Origin of the sequence: Gracilibacillus timonensis, from assembly GCF_900086715.1 — a bacterium.
Lineage (GTDB): Bacteria > Bacillota > Bacilli > Bacillales > Amphibacillaceae > Gracilibacillus > Gracilibacillus timonensis.
The window spans coordinates 145813-168622 of record NZ_FLKH01000012.1 but is presented as its reverse complement, the minus strand read 5'-3'; the positions used below and the strand labels follow the sequence as shown (position 1 = coordinate 168622).

The 22810-nt window shown below is 40.4% G+C and carries 19 protein-coding genes; 8 read left to right on the top strand and 11 right to left on the bottom strand.

Features of this window, described 5'->3' with window-relative positions; all coding sequences use genetic code 11:
- Nucleotides 1-16 precede the first annotated feature (16 nt).
- The 3 genes from BN6556_RS11930 to BN6556_RS11920 all read left to right on the top strand — a co-directional run bounded on the left by BN6556_RS11930 (nt 17) and on the right by BN6556_RS11920 (nt 3013).
- Entirely contained in the window at nt 17-703 is a 687-nt protein-coding gene (locus BN6556_RS11930; protein ID WP_066191704.1) for a response regulator transcription factor, read from the top strand.
- Nucleotides 700-2055 (top strand): sensor histidine kinase, encoded by a 1356-nt coding sequence (locus tag BN6556_RS11925; RefSeq protein ID WP_066191700.1) that lies wholly within the window; start codon nt 700-702, stop codon nt 2053-2055. The genes BN6556_RS11930 and BN6556_RS11925 overlap by 4 nt, the downstream gene beginning before the upstream one ends.
- 160 nt (nt 2056-2215) lie before the next feature.
- Nucleotides 2216-3013, top strand: coding sequence for a PepSY domain-containing protein (locus tag BN6556_RS11920; RefSeq protein ID WP_066191698.1), 798 nt, complete (start codon nt 2216-2218; stop codon nt 3011-3013).
- A gap of 46 nt (nt 3014-3059) precedes the next feature.
- Here the strand turns inward: BN6556_RS11920 and cyoE are convergent, their stop codons facing one another.
- The 3 genes from cyoE to BN6556_RS11905 all read right to left on the bottom strand — a co-directional run bounded on the left by cyoE (nt 3060) and on the right by BN6556_RS11905 (nt 7674).
- Nucleotides 3060-3929 (bottom strand): heme o synthase, encoded by an 870-nt coding sequence (gene cyoE / locus BN6556_RS11915; RefSeq protein ID WP_066191696.1) that lies wholly within the window; start codon nt 3927-3929, stop codon nt 3060-3062.
- 16 nt (nt 3930-3945) lie between these two features.
- Nucleotides 3946-4788, bottom strand: coding sequence for an SAM hydrolase/SAM-dependent halogenase family protein (locus BN6556_RS11910; RefSeq protein WP_066191693.1), 843 nt, complete (start codon nt 4786-4788; stop codon nt 3946-3948).
- Nucleotides 4789-5040: 252 nt separating this feature from the next.
- Nucleotides 5041-7674, bottom strand: a complete 2634-nt coding sequence (locus BN6556_RS11905) for a cation-translocating P-type ATPase (protein ID WP_066191691.1) — start codon at nt 7672-7674, stop codon at nt 5041-5043.
- A gap of 349 nt (nt 7675-8023) precedes the next feature.
- Here BN6556_RS11905 and BN6556_RS11900 point away from each other — a divergent pair, with 349 nt between their 5' ends.
- Nucleotides 8024-8926, top strand: a complete 903-nt coding sequence (locus BN6556_RS11900; RefSeq protein WP_066191689.1) for an ArsR/SmtB family transcription factor — start codon at nt 8024-8026, stop codon at nt 8924-8926.
- A gap of 135 nt (nt 8927-9061) precedes the next feature.
- On the opposite strand, the gene BN6556_RS11895 is transcribed toward BN6556_RS11900, so the two are convergent.
- On the bottom strand, nt 9062-9616 hold the full coding sequence (locus tag BN6556_RS11895; RefSeq protein ID WP_066191685.1) for a hypothetical protein: 555 nt from the start codon (nt 9614-9616) through the stop codon (nt 9062-9064).
- 419 nt (nt 9617-10035) lie between these two features.
- Between BN6556_RS11895 and BN6556_RS11890 the strand changes: the two genes are divergently transcribed.
- From BN6556_RS11890 to BN6556_RS11880, 3 genes are all read left to right on the top strand, one after another.
- The gene (locus BN6556_RS11890) at nt 10036-10332 is read left to right on the top strand and encodes a HesB/YadR/YfhF family protein (RefSeq protein WP_066191682.1); all 297 of its coding nucleotides are present in this window, start codon (nt 10036-10038) and stop codon (nt 10330-10332) included.
- Nucleotides 10333-10703: 371 nt separating this feature from the next.
- Nucleotides 10704-11162: a flavin reductase family protein gene (locus tag BN6556_RS11885; RefSeq protein ID WP_066191678.1), complete on the top strand. Its 459-nt coding sequence runs from the start codon at nt 10704-10706 to the stop codon at nt 11160-11162.
- Between the two features lie 19 nt (nt 11163-11181).
- Complete coding sequence (locus BN6556_RS11880) at nt 11182-11655, top strand: hypothetical protein (protein ID WP_066191675.1); 474 nt, start codon at nt 11182-11184, stop codon at nt 11653-11655.
- A gap of 88 nt (nt 11656-11743) precedes the next feature.
- Here BN6556_RS11880 and BN6556_RS11875 read toward each other — a convergent pair whose 3' ends face one another.
- The 4 genes from BN6556_RS11875 to BN6556_RS11860 form a co-directional block, all read right to left on the bottom strand.
- Nucleotides 11744-12667 (bottom strand): LCP family glycopolymer transferase, encoded by a 924-nt coding sequence (locus tag BN6556_RS11875; RefSeq protein ID WP_066191672.1) that lies wholly within the window; start codon nt 12665-12667, stop codon nt 11744-11746.
- A gap of 239 nt (nt 12668-12906) precedes the next feature.
- The gene (locus BN6556_RS11870; protein ID WP_066191669.1) at nt 12907-14073 is read right to left on the bottom strand and encodes a Gfo/Idh/MocA family protein; all 1167 of its coding nucleotides are present in this window, start codon (nt 14071-14073) and stop codon (nt 12907-12909) included.
- Nucleotides 14074-14100: 27 nt separating this feature from the next.
- On the bottom strand, nt 14101-15177 hold the full coding sequence (locus BN6556_RS11865) for a Gfo/Idh/MocA family protein (RefSeq protein ID WP_066191665.1): 1077 nt from the start codon (nt 15175-15177) through the stop codon (nt 14101-14103).
- Nucleotides 15178-15424: 247 nt separating this feature from the next.
- Nucleotides 15425-16075: a ThuA domain-containing protein gene (locus BN6556_RS11860; protein WP_066191659.1), complete on the bottom strand. Its 651-nt coding sequence runs from the start codon at nt 16073-16075 to the stop codon at nt 15425-15427.
- 389 nt (nt 16076-16464) lie between these two features.
- Between BN6556_RS11860 and trhA the strand changes: the two genes are divergently transcribed.
- Nucleotides 16465-17112 carry a PAQR family membrane homeostasis protein TrhA gene (gene trhA / locus BN6556_RS11855; protein WP_066191657.1) on the top strand — a complete coding sequence of 216 codons (648 nt, stop codon included), beginning with the start codon at nt 16465-16467 and terminating at the stop codon, nt 17110-17112.
- A gap of 270 nt (nt 17113-17382) precedes the next feature.
- On the opposite strand, the gene BN6556_RS11850 is transcribed toward trhA, so the two are convergent.
- The 3 genes from BN6556_RS11850 to BN6556_RS11840 form a co-directional block, all read right to left on the bottom strand.
- On the bottom strand, nt 17383-17985 hold the full coding sequence (locus tag BN6556_RS11850) for a GGDEF domain-containing protein (RefSeq protein WP_066191654.1): 603 nt from the start codon (nt 17983-17985) through the stop codon (nt 17383-17385).
- 516 nt (nt 17986-18501) lie between these two features.
- Nucleotides 18502-20328, bottom strand: coding sequence for a glycoside hydrolase family 13 protein (locus tag BN6556_RS11845; RefSeq protein WP_066191652.1), 1827 nt, complete (start codon nt 20326-20328; stop codon nt 18502-18504).
- 8 nt (nt 20329-20336) lie between these two features.
- Entirely contained in the window at nt 20337-22754 is a 2418-nt protein-coding gene (locus BN6556_RS11840; RefSeq protein WP_205410330.1) for a glycogen/starch/alpha-glucan phosphorylase, read from the bottom strand.
- Between the last annotated feature and the right edge of the window lie 56 nt (nt 22755-22810).

The following is a 22810-nucleotide window of genomic DNA, read 5'->3' as shown; positions in this document are numbered from 1 at the left end:
AAAAGGAGGCTGTCCGATGACGCATATACTAATCGTAGAAGATGAAGAAAAACTAGCACGCGTACTTGAATTGGAGTTAGGTTATGAGGATTATCAAACCTCTATTGCTTTAGATGGACAGCAGGCATTCCAGCTGTTGCAATCGGAAAATTTTGATTTGATTCTTTTAGACATTATGCTTCCAGGTATGAGCGGAATGGAATTGCTGCGACGTTATCGTAAGCAAAATCAAGCCACCCCCATTATTCTATTAACGGCACGAGATGAGGTACACGATAAGGTATCTGGGTTAGATTTAGGGGCTAATGATTATCTGACCAAACCATTTCAGACAGAAGAATTACTTGCTAGGATTCGAGCGCAATTGCGACAAACCGTTCCCGCAAATAATTCCGTTGAACAGCTTAGTCATCAGGGGTTATCTGTCAACTTATCGTCTCGGGATATTTATCGAGAGGACACTGCAATTGAGCTGACACCAAGAGAATATAATTTGCTTGTTTTCCTGTTAAAAAACAAAAACCAGGTGTTTAACCGTGATCAACTGCTTGATCAGGTATGGGGATTCGAGTACGCTGGAGATACCAATGTGGTAGACGTCTACATTCGCTATCTGCGTAATAAAATTGATAAACCTTTTAGCACGGAAACGATTCAGACAGTACGTGGCGTTGGCTACACGATTAAGGACGGCATTTCATGAAACTGCGGACGAAATTTCAGCTTATATTAACCGGTTTTATCCTGGTAGTTGTTTTACTTATCAATAGCGCGATTTACCTCATGTACGAAAATCAAGCACATAATAATGAAATGAATCGGCTACAGCAAGAAACTGCTAATATTATGAGTGTATTTGCTGAAAATACCACAGACAACGTTGATATCAATGAATTGCTCAAGGCCTTTTTACCAGCCAATGGGATGATTCGGATTATCTCTGAAGAGGCCTCTGACCCTATTTATGATGTCTCCACAGATAGTTCATTTACGGAGTGGCCTTATGAATACACGACGACGGAAACACAAAACCTGCATCAAAGGGAAGATGGACTACTTTATATGCAGGTGTCTAAACCGTTAATTTGGGAAGATGGATCGATTGTAACCTTGCAAGTAAGTGAGGCATTATATGAAACGGCAGACACCTTACAAACACTACAAATCGTCCTTTTGGCAACGACTGGGGTTCTATTGATACCAACACTTTTGGTAGCCTATTTACTTGCTGGTTTTATGACCAAGCCGATTCGATTACTAACCAATGAAATGAAGGACAATCCGAAGAACGGCAAATGGGAAAAGCTAAGGCTTAAAGGAAAAACTCAAGATGAAATCACCGAGATGCAGAAAGCCTACAATGCCATGATTGATCGAGTAGAAGAAAATATTGGCAAGCAAGAACGTTTTGTGTCGGACGCTTCCCATGAATTGCGTACTCCTCTATCCGTTATTACGAGTTATGCTGAATTATTACAACGACGGGCAAAAGATCGTCCAGAATTATTAGAGGAAGCAACGGAAACCATTTTATCTGAATCGGAACGTATGAAACACCTGACAGAACAGATGTTGACTCTTGCCAAAAATCAAAATCAAGCAGACTTATTATTTGAAGAAATAGATCTAAGTCAGCTGATACGTGAGTCGATCCGCTCCCTTTCCACCACCTATCAGAGGGAGATTCATTATCGAAACAAGACAGAGGCTGATCTCCGCTATTCCGGTGATAAACATAAAATTCATCAAGCGATCTATATTTTAATCGATAATGCCTGTAAGTATAGTGATGACAAAGTGCTTGTAGAAACGGACAGTACGGAGACAACGCTAACTATTTCTATTACCGATTGTGGAGAAGGATTATCTGAACAAGATAAGGAACACATTTTTGAACGTTTTTACCGTGTGGATAAAGCTAGAAGTCGTAAAGCCGGCGGAACTGGTTTGGGGCTAGCGATATGTTATCAAATCGTACACGGACATGGCGGAACGATAACGATTGATTCAGCGATCAATGAAGGTTCTACCTTTACGATTCATTTGCCAAGATAGTTTCAGATCTATGATGGGTTCAATGCATTTGAACCACCAATGACGGACCTAGTCTTGAGAAAATGCTCAGTAGACTCTCATCATTTTCTCATTTTTCTCTCAGCGCTCCTTCATTTTGCTGGGGTATAGTAGAATTAACAAAAGATATGGAGGAGATAACATGAAACAAAAATTATTACAACACAAGAAGTTCTTAATCATTGTAGGGAGTCTCATTATCATTGGTGCTGCCTTTGCGATTTGGCAATTTAACAGCAGTCCAGCCAGTGCGATGATGACAGAGGAAGAAGCAACCGAAATAGCTACCAACCAATACTCAGGAGAAATTGTTGAATTAAAACAGGACAGAGAAGATAACAAACAAGTTTATGAAATCAAGATTCAGGGTGATGATCGTCTATATGATCTAACCATCGATGCAGAAACAGGTGATATCTTAGAGTTAGATGAAGATATGGTACAGCAGGCGGACAACAGCAACAATCAAGAAACAGAAGGAAATAATGATGGAAATAACACTCAACAAGAGAACAGCAACAACGAACGCCTTTCTACAGAGGAAGTCACTGCCATTGCTCAAGAGGAATATGATGGTGAGGTTATTGACTTAGATTTTGATGGTGATGATGGTCGTCAATATTACGACATAGAAATGCTCACGGATGAAGCAGAAATCGAATTAGAGATTGACGCATACAGCGGAGAAATTATCACAAAATCAGAAGATCGCCATGATCAGACGCAACAAGGTAATGAAGCTCTACTTTCAGCCGATGAAGCATCTAATATTGCATTAGAAGAGTATGATGGCGAGATTACTGACTTAGATTTTGACGAAGATGATGGCCGTCAATATTATGAAATAGAAGTGACCACAAGTGAAGCAGAGATTGATTTAGATATCGACGCCTACACGGGCGAAATTGTTTCTATCTCACGAGATTATCATAATGATTAATCATTATCAAAACGGGACCGGCCTGATAGAGCTGATCCCGTTTTGTTTAGTTCTGAGGCACCCAGACTAGAAATAGCACAAACACTGTCATCAAATATGCCAAGGAACTGGCAAACAACAGATTAGCCCACTTAAGCAGCGAATCTGCCTTCCAACCATAGAAAGCAATACTTAGCCAAACCAGGTTTAACACGGTAATCCCTATATAAAAAAAGGGTGAAAAGCCGGGTACGAAGAATGGCACCGCCAGCAACAAGGCAATATAGACAAAATTACGCCGGATGGTCACTTCATATCCCTTTACTACGGGAAGCATCTGCAAGCCAGCACGGGCATAATCATCAAACTTACGAATGGCAATCGCGTACGTATGTGGCATTTGCCAAAGAAACATTATTATAAATAAAGCAAGTGGAATAGGGTGCCATGCCGTATCAATTACGGCCCAACCCATCAGTGGAGTAACCGCTCCTGACACACTGCCAATTTGCGTATTCCACGTGACTCTTCTTTTGGTCCAAATCGTATAGACCACAATATACGTATACCAGCCAATAAAACCATAGAAGGCTACTTCCAAATTAATCAAAAACAACAGGATCTGACCAGCTACACTCAGTAAGATACCAATCGCTAAAATCGTTCGTAAAGATAGTGTGCCTGTAACAGTAGGACGATTTTTTGTCCGCTCCATTAATTTATCTACGTCTGCTTCCAGCCAATTGTTTAACGTCAGTGCACCAGCAATCAACAAGAAGCTTCCAACCGTTAATAATACAAATTCCAACCAATAATCTGAAAAAGCAATCCCGTAATATCTGCTAGCTATCATGAAACCAAAGAAGACAGGTAACACATTGGCGATGAGTACGAATCGCTTAAACAGACTATTAAATTCTTTCCACCAACTACTCATGCAATAACTCCTTAACTTAATCTATCCGCTTGATATAAATATGCCAGTTGGATCCTGTTCCAATATTATGGGCCCTGGCAAAAGAGCCTTGATTAATGGCTACTGCCATGTTATCTAATGAATTGACATACAGCACGGGCTCCCCGAGCTGAATTGCTGCAAAAGAACGGCCGAACGTCATACTGTTCCGGTACATCCTCCTGATATCATTGACAATTTCGATTTCAATCGCATCTCCATAATGAATACCTAATGACAGAAAGAGCTCCCTGCTGATATTGGTCCACAGGTTACCAAAGCGCACATCGAGAATATCAATGGTTCCTCTAATCATGTTGTCCGTTTTTTCCGGTTCATAAAAAGTTAATTGCTCTATATCAGCCAAATCTAATTCTCTGCCTACTTCTTGAAAGCTGATGACACCAGCAGCCAAGCGAGCCCCTGTATAGGCATATATATCGCGACCATGAAAGGTATGAGACGCACCGGACTTGGGCAGCCTATTTAGGTTTTCATCAATTTCCCGCATCTGTTTAATACCTACTTTTTGATGGACATGGGTTAAGGTGCCATTATCTGGCGTTACGATATATTGATTATTATTGGTTTGAGCGACAACGCTTTTTCTTTCTGATCCAACCCCAGGATCAACGACAGATACAAAAACGGTGCTCTCTGGCCAATAACCTATCGTCTGTAATAAGCGGTAAGACCCAGCCCAAATATCAAATGGCGGGATATCATGGGTGTTGTCATATATAGAAATCAGTTTGCTAACGTTGTGTGCAACACCTTTCATTGCACTTACTGCGCCATCTTCCAGGCCAAAATCAGATTGTAAAACCAGTGCGTTCATCATGATGACTACCCCTTTCTCTACTTATCCCCCATTATACTATTTTCTCTGTCAGAAATGAAAGAAAATCCTATTTTTTCAGCGGCTGCTATTCCTGTAGCAATCCATTTGAGCGTAAAACCTCGTCTTCCGGACGGTTTGTTCTCTTTACTGACATCTTTTTCAGCTTTTTTCTTGACAGTTTCGTTCGTTTTCCGGACGGTTTCAACCTTTTTCCGGACAATCTCAGATTATGTCAACTACATGCATTACATCTTAGGATTTGCTTTTTACTCGAATCAGCTTGAACACTTCCATTAAAACCATACTGCCAAGCGCTAGTCCAAAGGCAAGCAAGCCTTCTGCCCAACCGAATGTATCTGGAATCTGAAATACTCCCCGGGCAAATGGCATCATCGTCAGTGCATATAATAAGAATCCTACGATAACGGCACCTAAGACATATTTATTTTGGAAAAAGCCAGCGCCAATAGCCGTCTGTACGTTGGATCTTGCTGGGAAAGTCTGCAGCGTTCGCGATAAGATTAGCACACTAAAGGCCATCGCCACGCCCATTTCATCTGAATGCTGAAGTCCAATATAATGAGCCGTAATAACAGCTGCAGCAATTAGCACCCCACGCAGGATAACCGATTGCAGTGTTCCACCGGCAAAGATGCCTTCATCGATTTTACGTGGCTTTCGTTTCATAACATTTGGTTCTGATTTTTCCATTCCCAATGCTATCGCAGGCAGGGAATCATTGACCAGATTAATAAACAAGAGCTGCAGAGCGGTAAAAGGATTGGCCCAGTTCATCAGAACGGCAAACACAATCGCTATAATTGCCCCTAGATTCCCAGCAAATAGATACGCAATCGATTTTTTGATATTATCAAATACCGTACGCCCTACACTAACCGCCTTGACAATAGAAACAAAATTATCATCCGTTAAGACCATGGCAGCAGCGTCTTTCGCTACATCCGTACCACTTCCCATTCCAATACCAATATCGGCTTGTTTAAGGGCAGGTGCATCGTTGACACCGTCTCCGGTCATCGCCGTGATTTGATTCTTGCGTTGCCATGCCTTCACAATACGAATTTTATTTTCTGGTGAAACCCTGGCATAAACCGAGATATATTCTAGCTTTTGATCCAATTCCTGTTCGGACAACTGATCAAGCTCTTTACCGGTTAGTGCCATATCGCCCTCTCTCATCAATCCGATATCACGACCAATCGTCTCTGCGGTTGTCTTATGGTCCCCGGTAATCATCACAGGCTTAACACCCGCCTTCTTAGCTTCCTCAATTGCCCCATAAACAGCATCGCGAGGTGGATCAATCATCGCTGTAAAACCTAGAAACGTTAATCCTTGTTCGTCTGCCAAAGAAATTTCTTTTCCTTTTGGTATTTCCTTATAAGCAAAAGCGAGTACACGAAGTGCTTGGTTCGAATACGCTTCGTTTTGTTGGATCAATTGCTGCTGTCGTTCTGCCGTCATCGCCGTCACTTTCCCATTTTCGAGAACAGAATCAGTACGCTCCAGCATCACATCCGGTCCGCCCTTAACCAGCATAAGACGTTTTCCTTCTATCGTATGTACAGTCGACATCATTTTACGATCGGAATCAAACGGTAACTCTGCTTCACGTGGATAACGTTCACGTAATGTTTGATACGATTGATTATATTTTTCCCCTAAACGAATCAAAGCAATCTCTGTAGGATCACCAATTTCATTAGACTCTTCATTGATATACGAATCATTACACAATGCAGCCGAAAAAAGCAGCAACTGTTCTGCTTGACTCCACTGCTTGTCTTGCCATGGACTCTCTATTAATGGAAGATAGGCTTGCGTTACTGTCATTTCATTCTTGGTTAATGTTCCAGTCTTATCGGTACAGATCACACTTGTGGAACCTAATGTCTCCACGGCTGGAAGTCGTCTGATAATCGCATGCTGTTTGGCCATTTTGTTCGTACCAACGGATAAGACAATGGTCACAATCGATTGTAATGCCTCAGGAATCGCGGCTACCGCAATAGCTACTGAAAACATCAAAGCCTCTAACACCGCTGTAGTCATGTCCACGTCAGCATCGCTAAACCAGATACGCCCCACTTGTATAGCAAAAATAAGAATACAAATCGCAAGAATGGCGAATCCTAGTTTTTTACTGAAATTATCCAATTTTCGTTGTAAAGGTGTCTGTTTGGCTTCTGCCGTTTCAATCATTTCCGCAATCTTGCCTATTTCTGCTTTCTCACCAGTTCCGGTAACGACAAAGCTCGCTCGCCCATTCACTACTAGCGAACTGGAGAAAACCATATTGACTTGATCTCCAATAGACATTTCTTCTTCTAGCGGTTCGGTGATTTTCTCTACGGCATTTGATTCTCCCGTTAACATTCCTTCATTTACTTTCAAAGATTCTGCTTCCAATAACCGCCCATCAGCCGGTATGTAATCTCCCGCCTCTAAGGTAACAATATCGCCTGGCACCAATTCCCGAGCCATCACAACCGCACTTGTTCCATCTCGAATCACCTTTGCCTCTGGCGCAGACATATCCCGCAATGCCTCTAGTGAGCTTTCTGCTTTTTTCGTCTGAACAACGCTGATTACCGAATTTAACAAAATAACGATAAAGATAATGATCGATTCAATCATTTCTCCTAGCAAGATTTGAACAATTGCAGCCACTAAGAGAACGATAACCATCGCATCTTTGAATGTCTCTAAAAATAACTTCCATGTCGGAACACTCTCACGATCGGCAATTTCATTATAACCTTCTTGCTCTAATCGTTTCTTCGCTTCGGCCTCTGTTAATCCATTTTTCTCATCTGCCTTCCATTCGTTAAGTACTTCTTGTTTGGTGTATTGATAGGTTTTCACAGACTTTCCTCCCTGGTTGAACAATTCTAACTACCATTGGTATACCCTTGTTGGACCTGACTCAGTCGAATTTATTTAATAAAAAAATTCCACAAATGCTGAATCCTAGCGCAAACTTCGGTATAATAAACATTAAACGAGTTTTTTAAGTGCGTATTCAAAAAGGCCGATAATAGGTACACAGGTAACATTCGCAACGCCTGCGCTTGCACAGGAAGTGTTGACTTCTATGTTACCCACCAGGATGCGGGCGGACTTAGCAGAAATTCGATGCGTCATTTTTGTTGGACTTTTTGAACAACCTTTTTAAACTTGAGAAATCATATAAAGAAAGTAGCTGATACGTTTTATGCAATTGAAAATAGATCAAGACTCATTACCAGTTTATGCCGCTTTGGCAAGCCAAGTAAGACTGGATATCATCCAATTACTCTCTACCAACAAAATGAATATTAAAGAATTATCCGCGGCTTTAGGGCTAAGCAGTCCAATCGTTAAAAAACACGTAGAAAAATTAGAAGAGGCAGGGATTATTCGAACCGAAAAGATCCCCGGTAAATCAGGTTTACAACGTATTTCTATATTAAAAGTAGATCATATTGAAGTTAACTTCCCAAAGAAAATTTATCATTCGTTTGCTACATATGAAACCTCTATCCCGGTCGGTCATTATACGGATTACTTGGTAAAACCAACATGCGGTCTGGCCACCAGTAAGGATTTTATTGGCGAAGTAGATCAAACCAAGTATTTTATGGACCCTAAACGAATGGAGGCAGGAATCCTCTGGTTTACGGAAGGTTTTATCGAGTATAAAACACCAAACTATTTACAGGAAAATGATCAATTACAACAGTTGGAAATCAGTTTTGAAATAGGATCAGAATTCCCTTTTTCTCATGATGTGTGGCCGTCTGATATTACGTTTAGTTTGAATGACCAAGAGCTGGGCACTTGGCAAAGCCCTGGAGATTTTGCCGATACACGCGGCTTATACACCCCCGACTGGTGGCCGGAAAATGTGAATCAATATGGATTATTAAAGACGATAAGGATCACATCTCATGGCACCTATATAGATGGCGATCCTCTATCTGATGTAACCATTGACGATTTAGATACAACCATTGACTTATGGAAGATTCGCATGGAAGTAAAGCAAGAGGCCGAGCATGTAGGTGGCCTCACCCTCTTTGGGCGGGAATTCGGTAATCATAATCAAGATATTAACGTAAAACTATACTACATTTAGTACAAGTCTTGCTCACCTGTTTCAAACAGAAAAGCGCCCCCACCATGTTCCATTAACTATCCATAGAATGATAGTTAAACATGATGGGGCTATAATGGTGATTAAAAAATGGCGATAATAGCTGTATTTCAGGTGTTAACGCAATTCATAGAAGCTTTCTTGTCCTAAATGTTGTACATATTGCTCTACTAAGGCTGCTAAATCATCTGATTCATCTAGCGTTAACCATTCATTCTCTTTACCACCTGTATATTTTCTTTGCTCCACCTTAAAAGCTCTGTTTTCCTTATCTATCAATGTGAAGCAAAGCTCAGTGAAGTAGGTTTTATACTTGGGATCCGACAATGCCTCCACAATCAAAGGATTTTCATTGAATGGGACGGGATTTTCATAGGTATATACAAAAATCGTATTCTTTTTGACATCTAATTTAAAATCCCTAATCGGACTATGTTGTTCCATACACTCTTGTACTAAATTGATCTCTTCATTAGTAATTTGTTTCTTGGTTTTTTTGGTTAAAAACACACGGCCATTGGGGTGCTCATAAATTTCATATCCTTCTGGGATACTGGGTACATCGGTATTATCGTCTTCTTTCTTAAAGTAATAGCTTGGATTTCCCTTTTTGGTTTGTCGTACATGCAGATAGTATACATCCCCACGAAAATTCGTATATTTAACTGCCACTATTACACCACCTTCAGTTATTATTATTTACCTACGCACAATATCATGTTGTTAAGCGTCCATTTTATTCTGCGTCATAGTCGCAAAACATCCTGATAAGACTCATTTTACTATAATACAGTGTAACAAAAAATACCCTAAAGTAAAACTTATTCATCAGCGATTCAAGTAATCCTTCCTATTTACGAAGGTATATCGACAATTTCCCAGGAAATAATGCTATCTATTCACATACTAATCCCGTATAATAGGTGTAACACCTTCCTTATATGGGAATAGATTTAAGAGGATGTTCAAAAAGTGGCTGAAAAAGAATGCAGCTGGATTTCTACTAAAAATCGCCCATAATCGATAAAAATCCGATCCTTTTATCAAGCTTTTTTTGAACTATTTTTTATACTAGAAGGGAGTTGCTATGATTGGAAATAAAGATTTCGGATAAGGCACTAGAATGGTTTAAAGACGAAGTGGAAGTAAGTGAAGGTAACACGGTGAAATTTCAAGCGAAGTATGGAGGAAACAGCCCTATACATGAAGGGTTTTCGTTAGCCTTTTCCCTTAATGAACCGCTAAAAGGAATCATTACACAAAAAGAAAAGGGCGGAATCACCTTTTTTATTGATGAGACAGACGAATGGTATTTCAAAGGCTATAACTTGATTGTTAATTATGATGAAAAAGACGATGAAGTTGCCTATGAGTATGAAGAAGAATAACTTCCGTATGTTGAGCAGGCAGAATAACACATGCCTGCTTTTACAATTATTACGGCTAATAATGAAGTGGCTTGTGAAATTCCTTCGTAAAAAACCTTCTATAAACGAGGCTGCCATATGTGTTTTTTCTCGGACGGTTAACACTGTAATAAGTGTTTTTTTTCAAAGAAAAAGAAAACCATGCTTAGCTCCCCAAAGCAATGCCTCTGACTAGACTACATTTGATTCGTAATAAAGGACAAGACAGGATTTTGCCCAGCTTTTTATTCCTGAATATCATTTCCTTATTTCTGAGCCAATCAGATTATTATTATAATGGATTATGTTATGATGATAAGATACAGAGAATATATAAAGGAGGCATTCAGCTGATGAGTTCACAAGAATTTCGCCAGGCTATGGGCAAGTTTTCCACTGGGGTTACGGTGGTTACCGGTCAAATTAATGGGCACATACATGGAATGACGGTTAATGCATTTATGTCCGTATCCCTGGATCCACAATTAATTACCATTTCACTCGATCAAAAAACAAAAATGTATAAACATGCAGATGAGCTGCAGCGTTTTGGAGTAAGTATTTTACGAGAAGAACAAGAAGATGTTTCGATGATCTTTGCCAAACAGGTAGATGAACCGTTTGAGGATTTTACAACACTAGACGGAGTCTCTGTGATAAACAATGCGCTAACAACCCTGGCTTGCACAGTTATTAACAGTGTAGAAGCTGGCGATCACATGTTATTAATCGCAGAAGTAGATGAAATTGACTTGAGAGATGGTAAGCCGTTGATTTATTATGATAGGGCCTATCGAAAAATAATCGATTAAGCGATTGTCGGAGGTTCCTATGAAACTATTTAATATCCTAGGGAAAAGTGCGGCACTGCCAAAGAAAAAGGCGCTTTTTGCTTTGAACCGCGTTAGTATGAGAGACACCCTTGTCTATCTATTCTTATTGTTTTTTATTGCTTTTTTACCAAACGTTATTTCGCTCATCCTTCGATTTGAAGCAGGCGTTTCACAAGCATCTTATAGTCAATATTTACTGCAAATTATTGTATTTTATCCCTTTTCTATCATGTTTCTTGTGATTGTAAGTGTTTCTATATTAGCACTAGGCGGCTGGTTGTGCAGGCTTTACTTACATCGTCGCCTTGCTTATCAACAATTATGGAAGATGACGGGTTTTGCCTTGCTATGGCCATTGGTCTTCTATAAAGGACTGGCAGTATGGTTGCCAAATCTAGCGTTTATAGGTGGTTTGCTTTTGTTATACATCTTACTCATTCAAATGATTCGTGTATATCCAGCTAAAAGGTAGATTTGTTACGATACCTAGTCTAAGCAAGCTCAACTTTCCTTTTTCTTCACATCCTTTTAAAATAAAAAGCTAGAGCCGTTTATCGGCCCTAGCTGTTGATCATCTCTCGTACTTTAGTGACTTCCTCTTCTGGAACAATATAATAATAGATACCATCAATGGTTGTACCAGAACCTTGCATTAAATAGCTGGTCGGATTATTTCTAGTACCGCGATATCCACTCAATAAGGCTTTCATATCATCGTATGTCAGGCTGGTAGCCATGTTATTGCCCATGATATCAATTAATTCATTGACCTTTGTGACATTGGCAACGTTAGCACCCTCGTCGATAATACCTTGAATAACCTTACGCTGCCGTTCTGTTCGACCAAAATCACCTTCCGGATCCTGTTTCCTCATCCGTACGAAAGCCAAGGTCTTGGCACCGTCCATTTCCGTTGGTCCTTCGGTAAATTGATAAGTACCATCATCCCATGCGATTTCATTATCAACCGTAATGGTACCTAGCTCATCTACTAACTCTTTTAAACCACCCATATTCACGCGCACAAAATAGTCAAGCTCAATACCGATGAAGTCTTCCACCGTTTGAACGGCCATATCGGCACCACCAAAAGCGTAAGCATGGTTAATTTTATCTTCCCCCCTACCAGGAAGGACAGTCCTTGTATCACGTGGAATACTAATTAATTCCATAGAATCACTTTCTGGTTTTAAAGAGAGCACCATCATCGCATCAGATCTACCAATATCATTATCTTCCTGATCTACTCCTAATAATAAAATGTTAAGAGGTTCTCCGCTTTCTGCTTTTTCCATTGACCTTTCCATATCAATGGTTTCCAACGGATCGTGCATCTTTGAATCAAACGTATCTTGTACATTACTAAGAATCGACCAGGCATATATGCCTACCGCTAAAATCAATGCAAAAATAATAATAAGTGGCGTTAGTATCCACCATTTTTTTGATTTTTTTCCCTTTCTTTGTCTCGATCTCGTTTCCACTATTCATCAACATCCTATCTTTTTATACTCTATTCGACTTTTTCATTATAACATAATGCTCCCAACATTAGTAAGCTACTTTTGGAAAAATTCCGAATATTTTTAGTAGACAGGGTTTGCTTCATTAGTAATTCACGTAATTATTTTGACCTATGAATCATTACAAAACAGGGCATCCTGTTTCGGAGCGCGCCCGACAAAATTCATCAAGCTTATCGAAATAATCGACTTACTTGTACCTATAATGAGATCCAACGTTTTTCTGTTGCGGAACGCTCAATTGCGTCTAGTACCTTTTGGTTTTGCAATCCATCGATAAAGTCTGGATATGCTTGTTGATCTGCTGCCAATCCTCTAAAGAAGGCATCCATCAGATTGATAAAAGTATGCTCATACCCAATGATATGACCCGCTGGCCAATAAGCCCCGGCATATGGATGGACTTCTTCGGTACAATTGATCACACGGAAGCCTTGTAAACCCGCTTCGTCATCTGCCAAATAAACCTCCAGCTTATTCATATTTTCCATGTCCCAACGAACCGAGCCCTTTTCCCCATTTATTTCTAATTTATTTTTATTACGATTTCCCCCAGCAAACCGCGTCGCTTCAAAAACACCAAATATTCCATTTTCCATACGAGCAAGAAAAGCAACAGCGTCGTCCACAGTCACCTCACCCATTTCTTGTGCTTCTGTACTAGCTGCCGCGCTTAAGCCTCCTGCTGTATCCCCGCCTATCGGGCGTTCTTTAATGAACGTTTCCATCATTGCCGATACTTCTTGAAATTCTCCTACTAGGAATCGTGCCAAATCAATACTATGAGCACCGATATCCCCTAAGGCACCAGAACCAGATATTTCTTTTTTCAATCGCCAAGCGAGCGGAAAATTAGGATCCATGATAAAATCTTGCAGGTAGTTGGCTCGGTAATGATAGATATGGCCAAGCCTGCCTTCTGTAATGAGTTGTTTGATATATTGGACGGCCGGAACAAAACGATAATTATGACATACCATATGCTTCACCTTGTTACGCTCGACGGCATCCACCATGCGCTCTGCTTCTTCGACGGTTAAGGCAAGTGGTTTCTCTGTAATAATATGCTTGCCGGCTTCTGCGGCTGCAATGGCGATCTCGGCATGCGTATGGTTAGGCGTCACAATATCGATGACATCAATATCGTCCCGGGCAATAAGTTTGCGCCAATCCGTTTCATACGATTCCCATCCCATGTTCTCCATTGCTTCCTTCACGGCTGTCTCATTTCTTCCTGAAATCGCTTTTAATTCAGGTTGTAATGGATTATCAAAATAAAAAGGAAGATCACGGTACGCATGACTATGCGCCTTTCCCATAAACTGATAACCTACCATCCCTATTCTAATCTTTTTCTTATTACTCATATGAATAGCACCAACCCTTCTTTTAGTTTAGAAACTTTCGTTCACAAATGCCTCTGGCTGCTTACAACTGCTGGAAAGAATGACGTGCTTTTGCTCTGTTGAGGCGTGATGTACACCGTGCATGATCTCTAACACATGATATCCCACTTCCCCTGTCACCCTAGACACTTTCTGTTTCTTAATCGCCGCAACCATCTCTGCCACACCTAAACCGCGACTGTTATCAGCATATCCAGCAACTAAAGGAACTTCTTTCCACTCTTGTTGATCGTGTGTCTTCATTCGTACAGGACCGGCAAAGGTATTAGGATCTGGAACAGAAATCGTCCCCTTTGTTCCGTATATTTCCATGTGTGGCAACTGATGTGCTTGAACGTCAAAGCTCATAATCAAGGAAACAACGGTCCCTCTTTCAAAATCAATGACACTATTAACTTGGGTAGGAACCTCAACTTCTATTTTTTCCCCGCGTTTAGGCTGGCTGGTAATCGTTCTCTCTGTGCTGGAAATTTGGGCGGAGCCTGTCACTCTAGCGGCAGGTCCTAACAGATGGATAAGAGTAGTTAAGTAATAGGGACCCATATCAAACATTGGTCCGCCTCCCTGTTTATAATAAAAAGCAGGATCTGGATGCCAGCTTTCATGTCCCGGCCCCATCATAAAAGCGCTTGCAGATAAGGGCTCGCCAATTTCCCCTTCATCGATCAACTTCCGAACCGTTTGAATACCTGCTCCTAAGGATGTATCTGGGGCATTACCAAGATATAATCCCTTTTCTTGTGCCAATTTAAGCATTTCTTCTCCATCTTCCAGTGCAACGGCCAAAGGTTTTTCGCCATATACATGTTTTCCTTGCTTTAGGGCACGTTTAGCAATATCCGCGTGAACAGCAGGAATCGTCAAGTTAATGACTAATTCTATTTCTGGGTCATTTAATAACGCATCCGTACTGTATGCTTTAAGTATACCATATTCTTTTGCTCTTTCCTCGGCCCTTTCCACCACTAGATCGGCTACTGCCTCGATCGTATAATTAGCAAATCTTGGTGCATTCTCTAAATAAATGCGGCTAATATTACCACAACCTATAATACCAACTTTCATTTGTTCCCGCTGTCAACATCTATTTTGGCATGGTCCTGTTGGTTGAAAAGAAGATTGACACTTGCCCATCTAGCCTCCTCAAGAACCAGCGAACCAGCTTTTTTTAATCTGTTGCAAGATTTGACAGAACGGTTCCCCTCCTTCTTTTCAAGAAACGACTACCGCAAACAAGGAAGTCGTTCTTCGGTTTTTAGTATAACGCGAGATGTAGCAGAGCTGTCATTTCCCTTCTTAATTGGACTAAAAATTATCGGCACGCCCACTTCATACCATTACGCATAAGTTGCCGTACCTCTGGCATTTGAACCACTTCGGCTACATGGCCAAGTCCACAATAATAAACCTTGCCATCTCCCCATTTTTTCGTCCAGACAACTGGCATCTCCACTTCTCCGTTGGTTTGATGAGGACCTGCGATAACAGGAAATTTTGTCGTAGCGTGGACATCAACCACAGGATCTACATGCATATAATATTGCTCGGAGACAACCGTGAAATCGTCCATTCCTTTGGTTAAAAGATGACCAGGGTCTTTGATACAAACTTGGTATTCAACCCCGTCATTGCCCGGGTGTGCCACCCATTGGCCGCCGACCATGAATTGATAATCTACTTCCATTCGAAAAGAATCACCCATGCCACCATGTAAACCGGCAAGCCCCGTTCCATTTTCCACTGCTTTTAATAACGGTTGTAGCTGCTCTTGAGCAATGGTCCCTTGAGTCCAATTGGGTATAATCAGATCATAAAGGGATAAGTCGTCTTCTGCCAATGTTTGTAACGTGTCGGTAATCTTTACTTGAAATCCTTCTTCGTTTAATATCCCGCCCAGGATATGTGCGACTTTTTCCGGCTCATGTCCATCCCAGCCGCCTTGAAATATTAATGCCTGTTTCATTATGTACCTCCCCCAAAATGATATCGCTTTCTATCTATTCATCTCATATTATAACTTAGTACATCTTTAAAACAAAGTGATATATTCGCTTTATTTCGTTATATGAAAAGAAAGCATAACATTTTTGATATGATAGGAGGCGGAACCATTTTGACCTTGAACGAACCGAGTTGCTGATAAGATGGATAATGTTAAGTAGCTAGTCTATCTATTCCATGTAGTAAAGTTTAGAACATCTTTCTTAGCAATCCTTTATTACTTTTTAATCCATGTCTTGTCGGTTTCATCAAACTTCGAATATTTGCAATCCGCCGCTTAAAGCGCGATAATGTAAATACAAGTTTTTAAAATAGTGACAGTTATTCTGTTTCGGGAAGGAATTAACCAAGATGGGCTCTACGCATGAATTTTCTTTAAAGGAAGAAGTCGCTAATTCGATCACGCATGGGATAGGCGTGATACTAAGTATAGCTGGGCTAATCGTTTTGATTGTATATGCCTCATTGTATGGTACCGTATGGCATATCGTTAGTTTTACCCTTTTTGGTGCCACTATGGTATTGTTGTATACATCCTCCACGTTATTGCACAGTTTACCAAAAGGAAGGGCTAAGAATGTATTTGAGATACTCGATCATTCTTCCATATATTTCTTCATTGCAGGTACCTATACCCCTTTTCTATTTATTGTGATTAAAGGATGGGAAGGATGGACACTCTTTGGTGTTATTTGGGGGCTGGCCATTGGAGGAACGATATTTAAAGCCTTTTTTGTCAAACGGTTCCTCTTTTTCTCCACTATTTTGTATATTTTGATGGGATGGCTTATCGTCTTAAGCTGGAACACGTTAACCGCAAACTTGGCGTCCAATGGGATTATTCTTCTAGTGGCAGGAGGCTTATTTTATACCATTGGTGCCGTTTTCTATGTATGGCGAGGCTTTCGTTATCATCATGCACTATGGCATGTGTTTGTATTAGCAGGATCGGCAGCACATTTCTTTGCTGTGCTATGGTATGTTTTGCCGTTAACATAAAGGTTACAGTTAATATAACCCCTCCTTATCGGTAGTCAGCATTTTCTTTTGATGATATAAGATGAATGAAATCATTTCTCATTGATCTGGTATGTGCTCTTGATCCATTTACGCAGTGTGAATAGGTCAAGAGCACGAAATGGATCAAACGAGATATGACCAGGAAATCATGCGAGCAAAAACTTGCTTGTCACTTGTTTTTGTTACATTTGTAAGTTCAACTTATATAGCAATAAAGGATCAGGCGGGGTTTGCCCGTTTTTTCTTATTTTATCGATTGTCTTCACGATGGTCTCTGGTAACGAATTGTTCAGCCAAGAAGTCAAATTGATTTTTTCCGTTACCTTTGGCTTGATACATCGCCTGCTCTGCCTGTTCAATAATTCCTTCAAAACGTTGGGCGGAGTTTATATCTGTAAAGCTGATTCCCACGCTTCCTGATACTATCACATTTTTCTCTTCTGTCACTATTGGCTCGTTTAATAGCTCCACCACCTGCTTAGCCAAATCTCGCACGGTTGCAGCACTACAGCCTTCCGTTAGCAAGAGAAATTCATCTCCGCCCACTCGAAAAAAATAATGCTGCTCATTAGTTAATTCTTTTAAACGGTTACCAACCTCCTGTAAGATCATATCACCAATATGATGACCATAACTGTCATTAATCCCTTTAAAATTATCTAGGTCGATGTAAATCAAGCCACGGGTTATACCATTTTTCATATTCTTTTTATATTGTTGCAAGGCATATCTATTAAACAGACCAGTGGTAAAATCTTGATAGGCCTTTTTACGTAATTTGCGCCATTCCATCGCAAGAATAACAACAAACCACGTCACTGCAATACCATATATAATTAAGAAATCCATCATTCTTTGACAACTCCTAAAGGGATTAAGCTATGATGAGCAGTGCATCACACATTTTTCACAAGGTAAACTTGTCGACATTTATATTTTAACACAAATATAGATTTCCAACATCCAAAAACCTCCATATCAAAAGCACATATAGTACTATATACCCGTTAAACATTGCCTCTTAACGGGAATTTTGCACAATTTTTTGTTGTGTGAATGGTCCTGTGTATTTTGGGATACCATCACTAATCGATGGTGAATGATCGATCCTTTGTTGCTTGTTCCGCAATAGAAGGCAAGCGCTCTGGTCAACAACTCCCCGGAACACTTGCCTATATAAGATGAATGAAATCATTTCTCATTGGTTTGGTATGTGCTCTTGATCCATTTACGCAGTGTGAATAGGTCAAGAGCACGAAATGGATCAAACGAGGTATGATCAGGAAATCATGCGAGCAAAGACTTGCTTGTCACTTGTTTTTGTTACATTTGTAAGTTCAACTTATATACTACTACCCGTTGACATGATCAAGCGATATTTTTTGACGTTACAAAATAACCACTGTGAGCGGGCAGTACAACTGGCTCCAACAGAACACTGCGAAAAGGAAAATCTCCAGTCGCTGTCTTCACTTCCTGTATTCGTAATTCTATTTGTTCTGGATGAGGATTTATCACATATAAGACATACCGATCGTCTAGATAGCGTAATATCCCGAACAATGACTTAGTGTAACAAGTGAGAAACTCTCCATGTGTTAAACAGCGATTCTGCTTACGTTGATCGATCCAAGCCTGACATGCTTGAAATATAGTTTCATTTATATTCTCCCACGGGAAAAACTTTCTATTATCCGGATCACTGCCTCCGGTTAGACCGGCTTCATCTCCGTAATAAATACAAGGGGTACCTGGAGACATAAACAGAAAACCAAATGCTAGTTTCAGCTTCGCCATATCCCCTCCAAGTAAGGTAAGAATACGTTCTGTGTCATGGGTTCCAATATTATTGAAACCATTATAAAACACATCCTCAGGATAATTTTCCTGCAGCTGCATCAACGTTTCACAGACCTCTTGTGGAGTCGTTTGTAAATTCAATAATCGTAATAGTTGATCACGGAATGGGTAATTCATCACGCCGTGCAAATGATCTCCTAATATGTACTGCCTTCTTTGATCATAAGCTATCTTGTTCGAGGCATCTTCCCAAACTTCACCAATCAATAGTTTATCATCCCATTGATTCAGATTGTTTCTAACCCCTTGTAAAAAGGTATCTGGAAGTTCATCCACTACATCGATACGCCAACCGTCAATGCCTAAACGATTCCATTTCGTTAACACACTGTTTTCTTTTCCGTAAATAAACGATTGGAAAGAAGCGTTTGTCTTGTCCATTTCCGGTAAATCCTTTATCCCCCACCATGACTTGTATTCATCAGGGTAATGATCGAAATTAAACCAAGAATAATAGGGACTTGCTTGATTTTGATAAGCCCCTTGGTTTTTACCATAGGAGCCATCATAATTGAAATAGCGGCTATTTCTGCCGACATGGCTGAACACACCATCCAAAATCACCCTTATTCCAGCTTGATGTAATTGATCGACCAATTGCGTGAATATTTCTTCATCCCCAAGCATAGAATCTATCTTATCATAGTCTCCTGTGTCGTAACGGTGATTACTGGCGGCTTCAAAAATTGGGTTTAAGTAAAGCGCATTTACTCCCAATTCTTTGAGATAGGGAATCTTTTGAATGATACCTTGCAAATTACCGCCATAGAAGTCCCAACGGATAATATCCCCTGCCTCGTCCTTGATATACATTGGATCATCATTTGTCGTGGCATAAAGAAAGGTATTAGGCTTTACTGCATTCAGCTGACCGTTGGGATTGCCATTATAAAAACGATCCGGAAATATTTGATAAAAGATAGACTCTCTATACCAAGCAGGGGGGCTTTCTGCCTTTTCAAAACATGTTAGCTGATAAGCAGGCATCCCTGCATTGTCTTGATACACTTGTCCCTGCCCGCCCTGCTTAAGCGGGGCATAATACTTAATGACAACTGTACCGTTTGGCTGCCTTTCTTCAAAAGTAAAATAATAGAAATACAAGCCTTTCCCTTGATCGAAGGTATAGGTAAAAGAAAGATAGTCGCCATCTGTTTTTTCCAACAAATAAGCTTCTTCCCCATTGGGACCATCTTCCTTTCGAATCACCATCTTCACATGGGAGATAGCCGGCGATGTAACCCATAAACGAAACGTGCATGATTGATCCTGTTGAATGGCACCAAACGGATATTTATGTTTAGTTAACCATGAATGAAAATAAATATCTGACATATAACAGTTTACTCCTTTTTCTTTGCGTGTGATGCGATGGTTTCAATATTCCAAATATCCTCGGCATAACGGCGCACGGTATCATCGGCAGAGAAACGACCAGCATTGGAAATATTAATCAGACTGATTTTTTGCCATTTTTTTTGATCAGCATAGGCCTGATCAATTTGTTCTTGGGCTTTTGTATAGGACTCAAAGTCTCTTAACACGAAGTATTCATCATTATATTTAATCAAGGAATCAAATATTTCTCGCCCTTCATAAATGATATTAGGAATGGTTCCATCAATAAAGGTATTTAACACCCTTTGAATCACCGCATTTTCCTCATAGAGACGGATCGAAGAGTACTGTTTGTTTTCATAATATTGGTATACTTCTTTCTCTGTAAGTCCAAAGATATAAATATTCTCGTCTCCAACAGCATTTCGGATTTCGACATTTGCCCCATCCAACGTAGCAACGGTGACTGCCCCATTTAACATCAGCTTCATATTACTGGTTCCTGACGCCTCTTTGGACGCTAGCGAGATTTGTTCACTGACATCAGAAGCTGGAATAATCTTCTCGGCCAGGGACACATTATAGTTTTCTAAGAAAATGATTTTCAAGCGATCCTTGATATCCGGGTCATTATTAATTAAATTGGCTGTTTCATTGATACATTTAATGATCGTCTTGGCATAGGCATAACTTGGTGCCGCCTTAGCTCCAAAAATAAACACACGGGGCTGCATCGGATGGCTTGGATTATCCTTCAAATCCAGATACAGTTTGATAATATGCATCAGGTTCATTAATTGACGCTTATAAGCATGGAGACGCTTGATTTGCACATCAAAAATAGCATTCGCTGACACTTCAACACTCGTCTTGTCATGAATATAATCAGCTAGTACCTGTTTATTCGTTTGTTTTGCTTGAGCTAGTTTCTCTAATACCGCCTCATTGTTCTGATAATTCATCAGCAACTTTAAGTCGGATGGATTTTTTCGCCATGTTTTACCAATGGTTTCATCTAAGACATTCGACAAAGGTTCATTGGCTAGCTGCGACCAGCGACGATGGGTAATACCATTCGTTTTATTATTGAAACGGTCTGGATATATTACATAAAAATCATGGAGCACAACGGATTTTAATAAATCGGAATGCAATTTCGCTACCCCGTTAGTGCTGTAGCTTCCGATAATCGCCATATGCGCCATATGAACCTGTCCGTCTTTGATGATACGGGTCCTGTCGACTAAGTCTGACTCATGAATATCCGACATTTTTTGCACATAACGGCGATCAATTTCTTCAATAATCTGATACATTCTTGGCACCGTTCGCTGCATTAAGTCGATGGACCATTTTTCCAATGCCTCTGCCATAATCGTATGGTTCGTATAACTCATCACCTTAACGGTCGTATCCCATGCCTGTTCCCAAGTGAGCCTCTCTTCATCCATTAGAACACGCATCATTTCCGGGATACATAGCGCTGGATGGGTATCATTAATATGAATCGCAATATATTCACTTAAACGAGTCATGGGGACATTTAATTGTTTGTAATAACGAATAATACTTTGAATACCTGCAGATACAAAGAAATATTCTTGGGTTAAGCGCGTAATCCTGCCGCTCTCATTGGAATCATCCGGATAGAGGACTGCGGTTAAATCCTCCAACTCCCGTCTCCTTTGAATGCTTTGATATTTATCTTCTTCTGATGCGGGAATCTCCACAGACCAGAGACGCATCGTATTGACAACACCATTGTCATAACCGACCATCCCCGTATCATATGGCACTGCTCGTAAGACACGGGCATGTTCATAAACCGGTTCGAGCCTGCCTTTTTTTACTTCTTTCATGTACACATTGCCGCCAACACGCACATTCACAGCCTTACTATCCCTTCTCAATTCCCATATGTTACCGCTACGAAGCCATTCATCTGGCAATTCTACCTGATAACCATCCACGAAACGCTGTTTAAATAAACCATAATCATAACGGATGCCATTCCCATTACCAGGAAAGCCACCTGAGGCAATCGAATCCATAAAACAAGATGCTAAACGACCTAATCCACCATTCCCCAAGGCCATATCTCGTTCCACATCGGCTAGCTCCTCTAGATTAATATCCATTTCTGCTAGTGCATCTCGTACCATATTTAGCATGCCCATATTCAATAGATTACTTTTTAACATTTTTCCTGGCAAAAACTCAATAGAAAAATAATAGACCTGTTTTTGCTTTTTCACAAGATAATTCTTCCAGGTGTCCCGCCAATCATTGGAATATTTAGCTTTTAGAACGGCGCCCAATGTATTAAAAAGTTCTGGCGCCTTTGCTTCTCCCACCTCCATCGCATAGTTCTCCCTAAGACGCTGTTGAAATTCCTGCTTAAATTCTTTTTTTGTCATTCCCATATGATCTGTTAGCTCCTTTTTTGAATGTAAGGCCTTGCATTCTTTGTTGCTAAGCC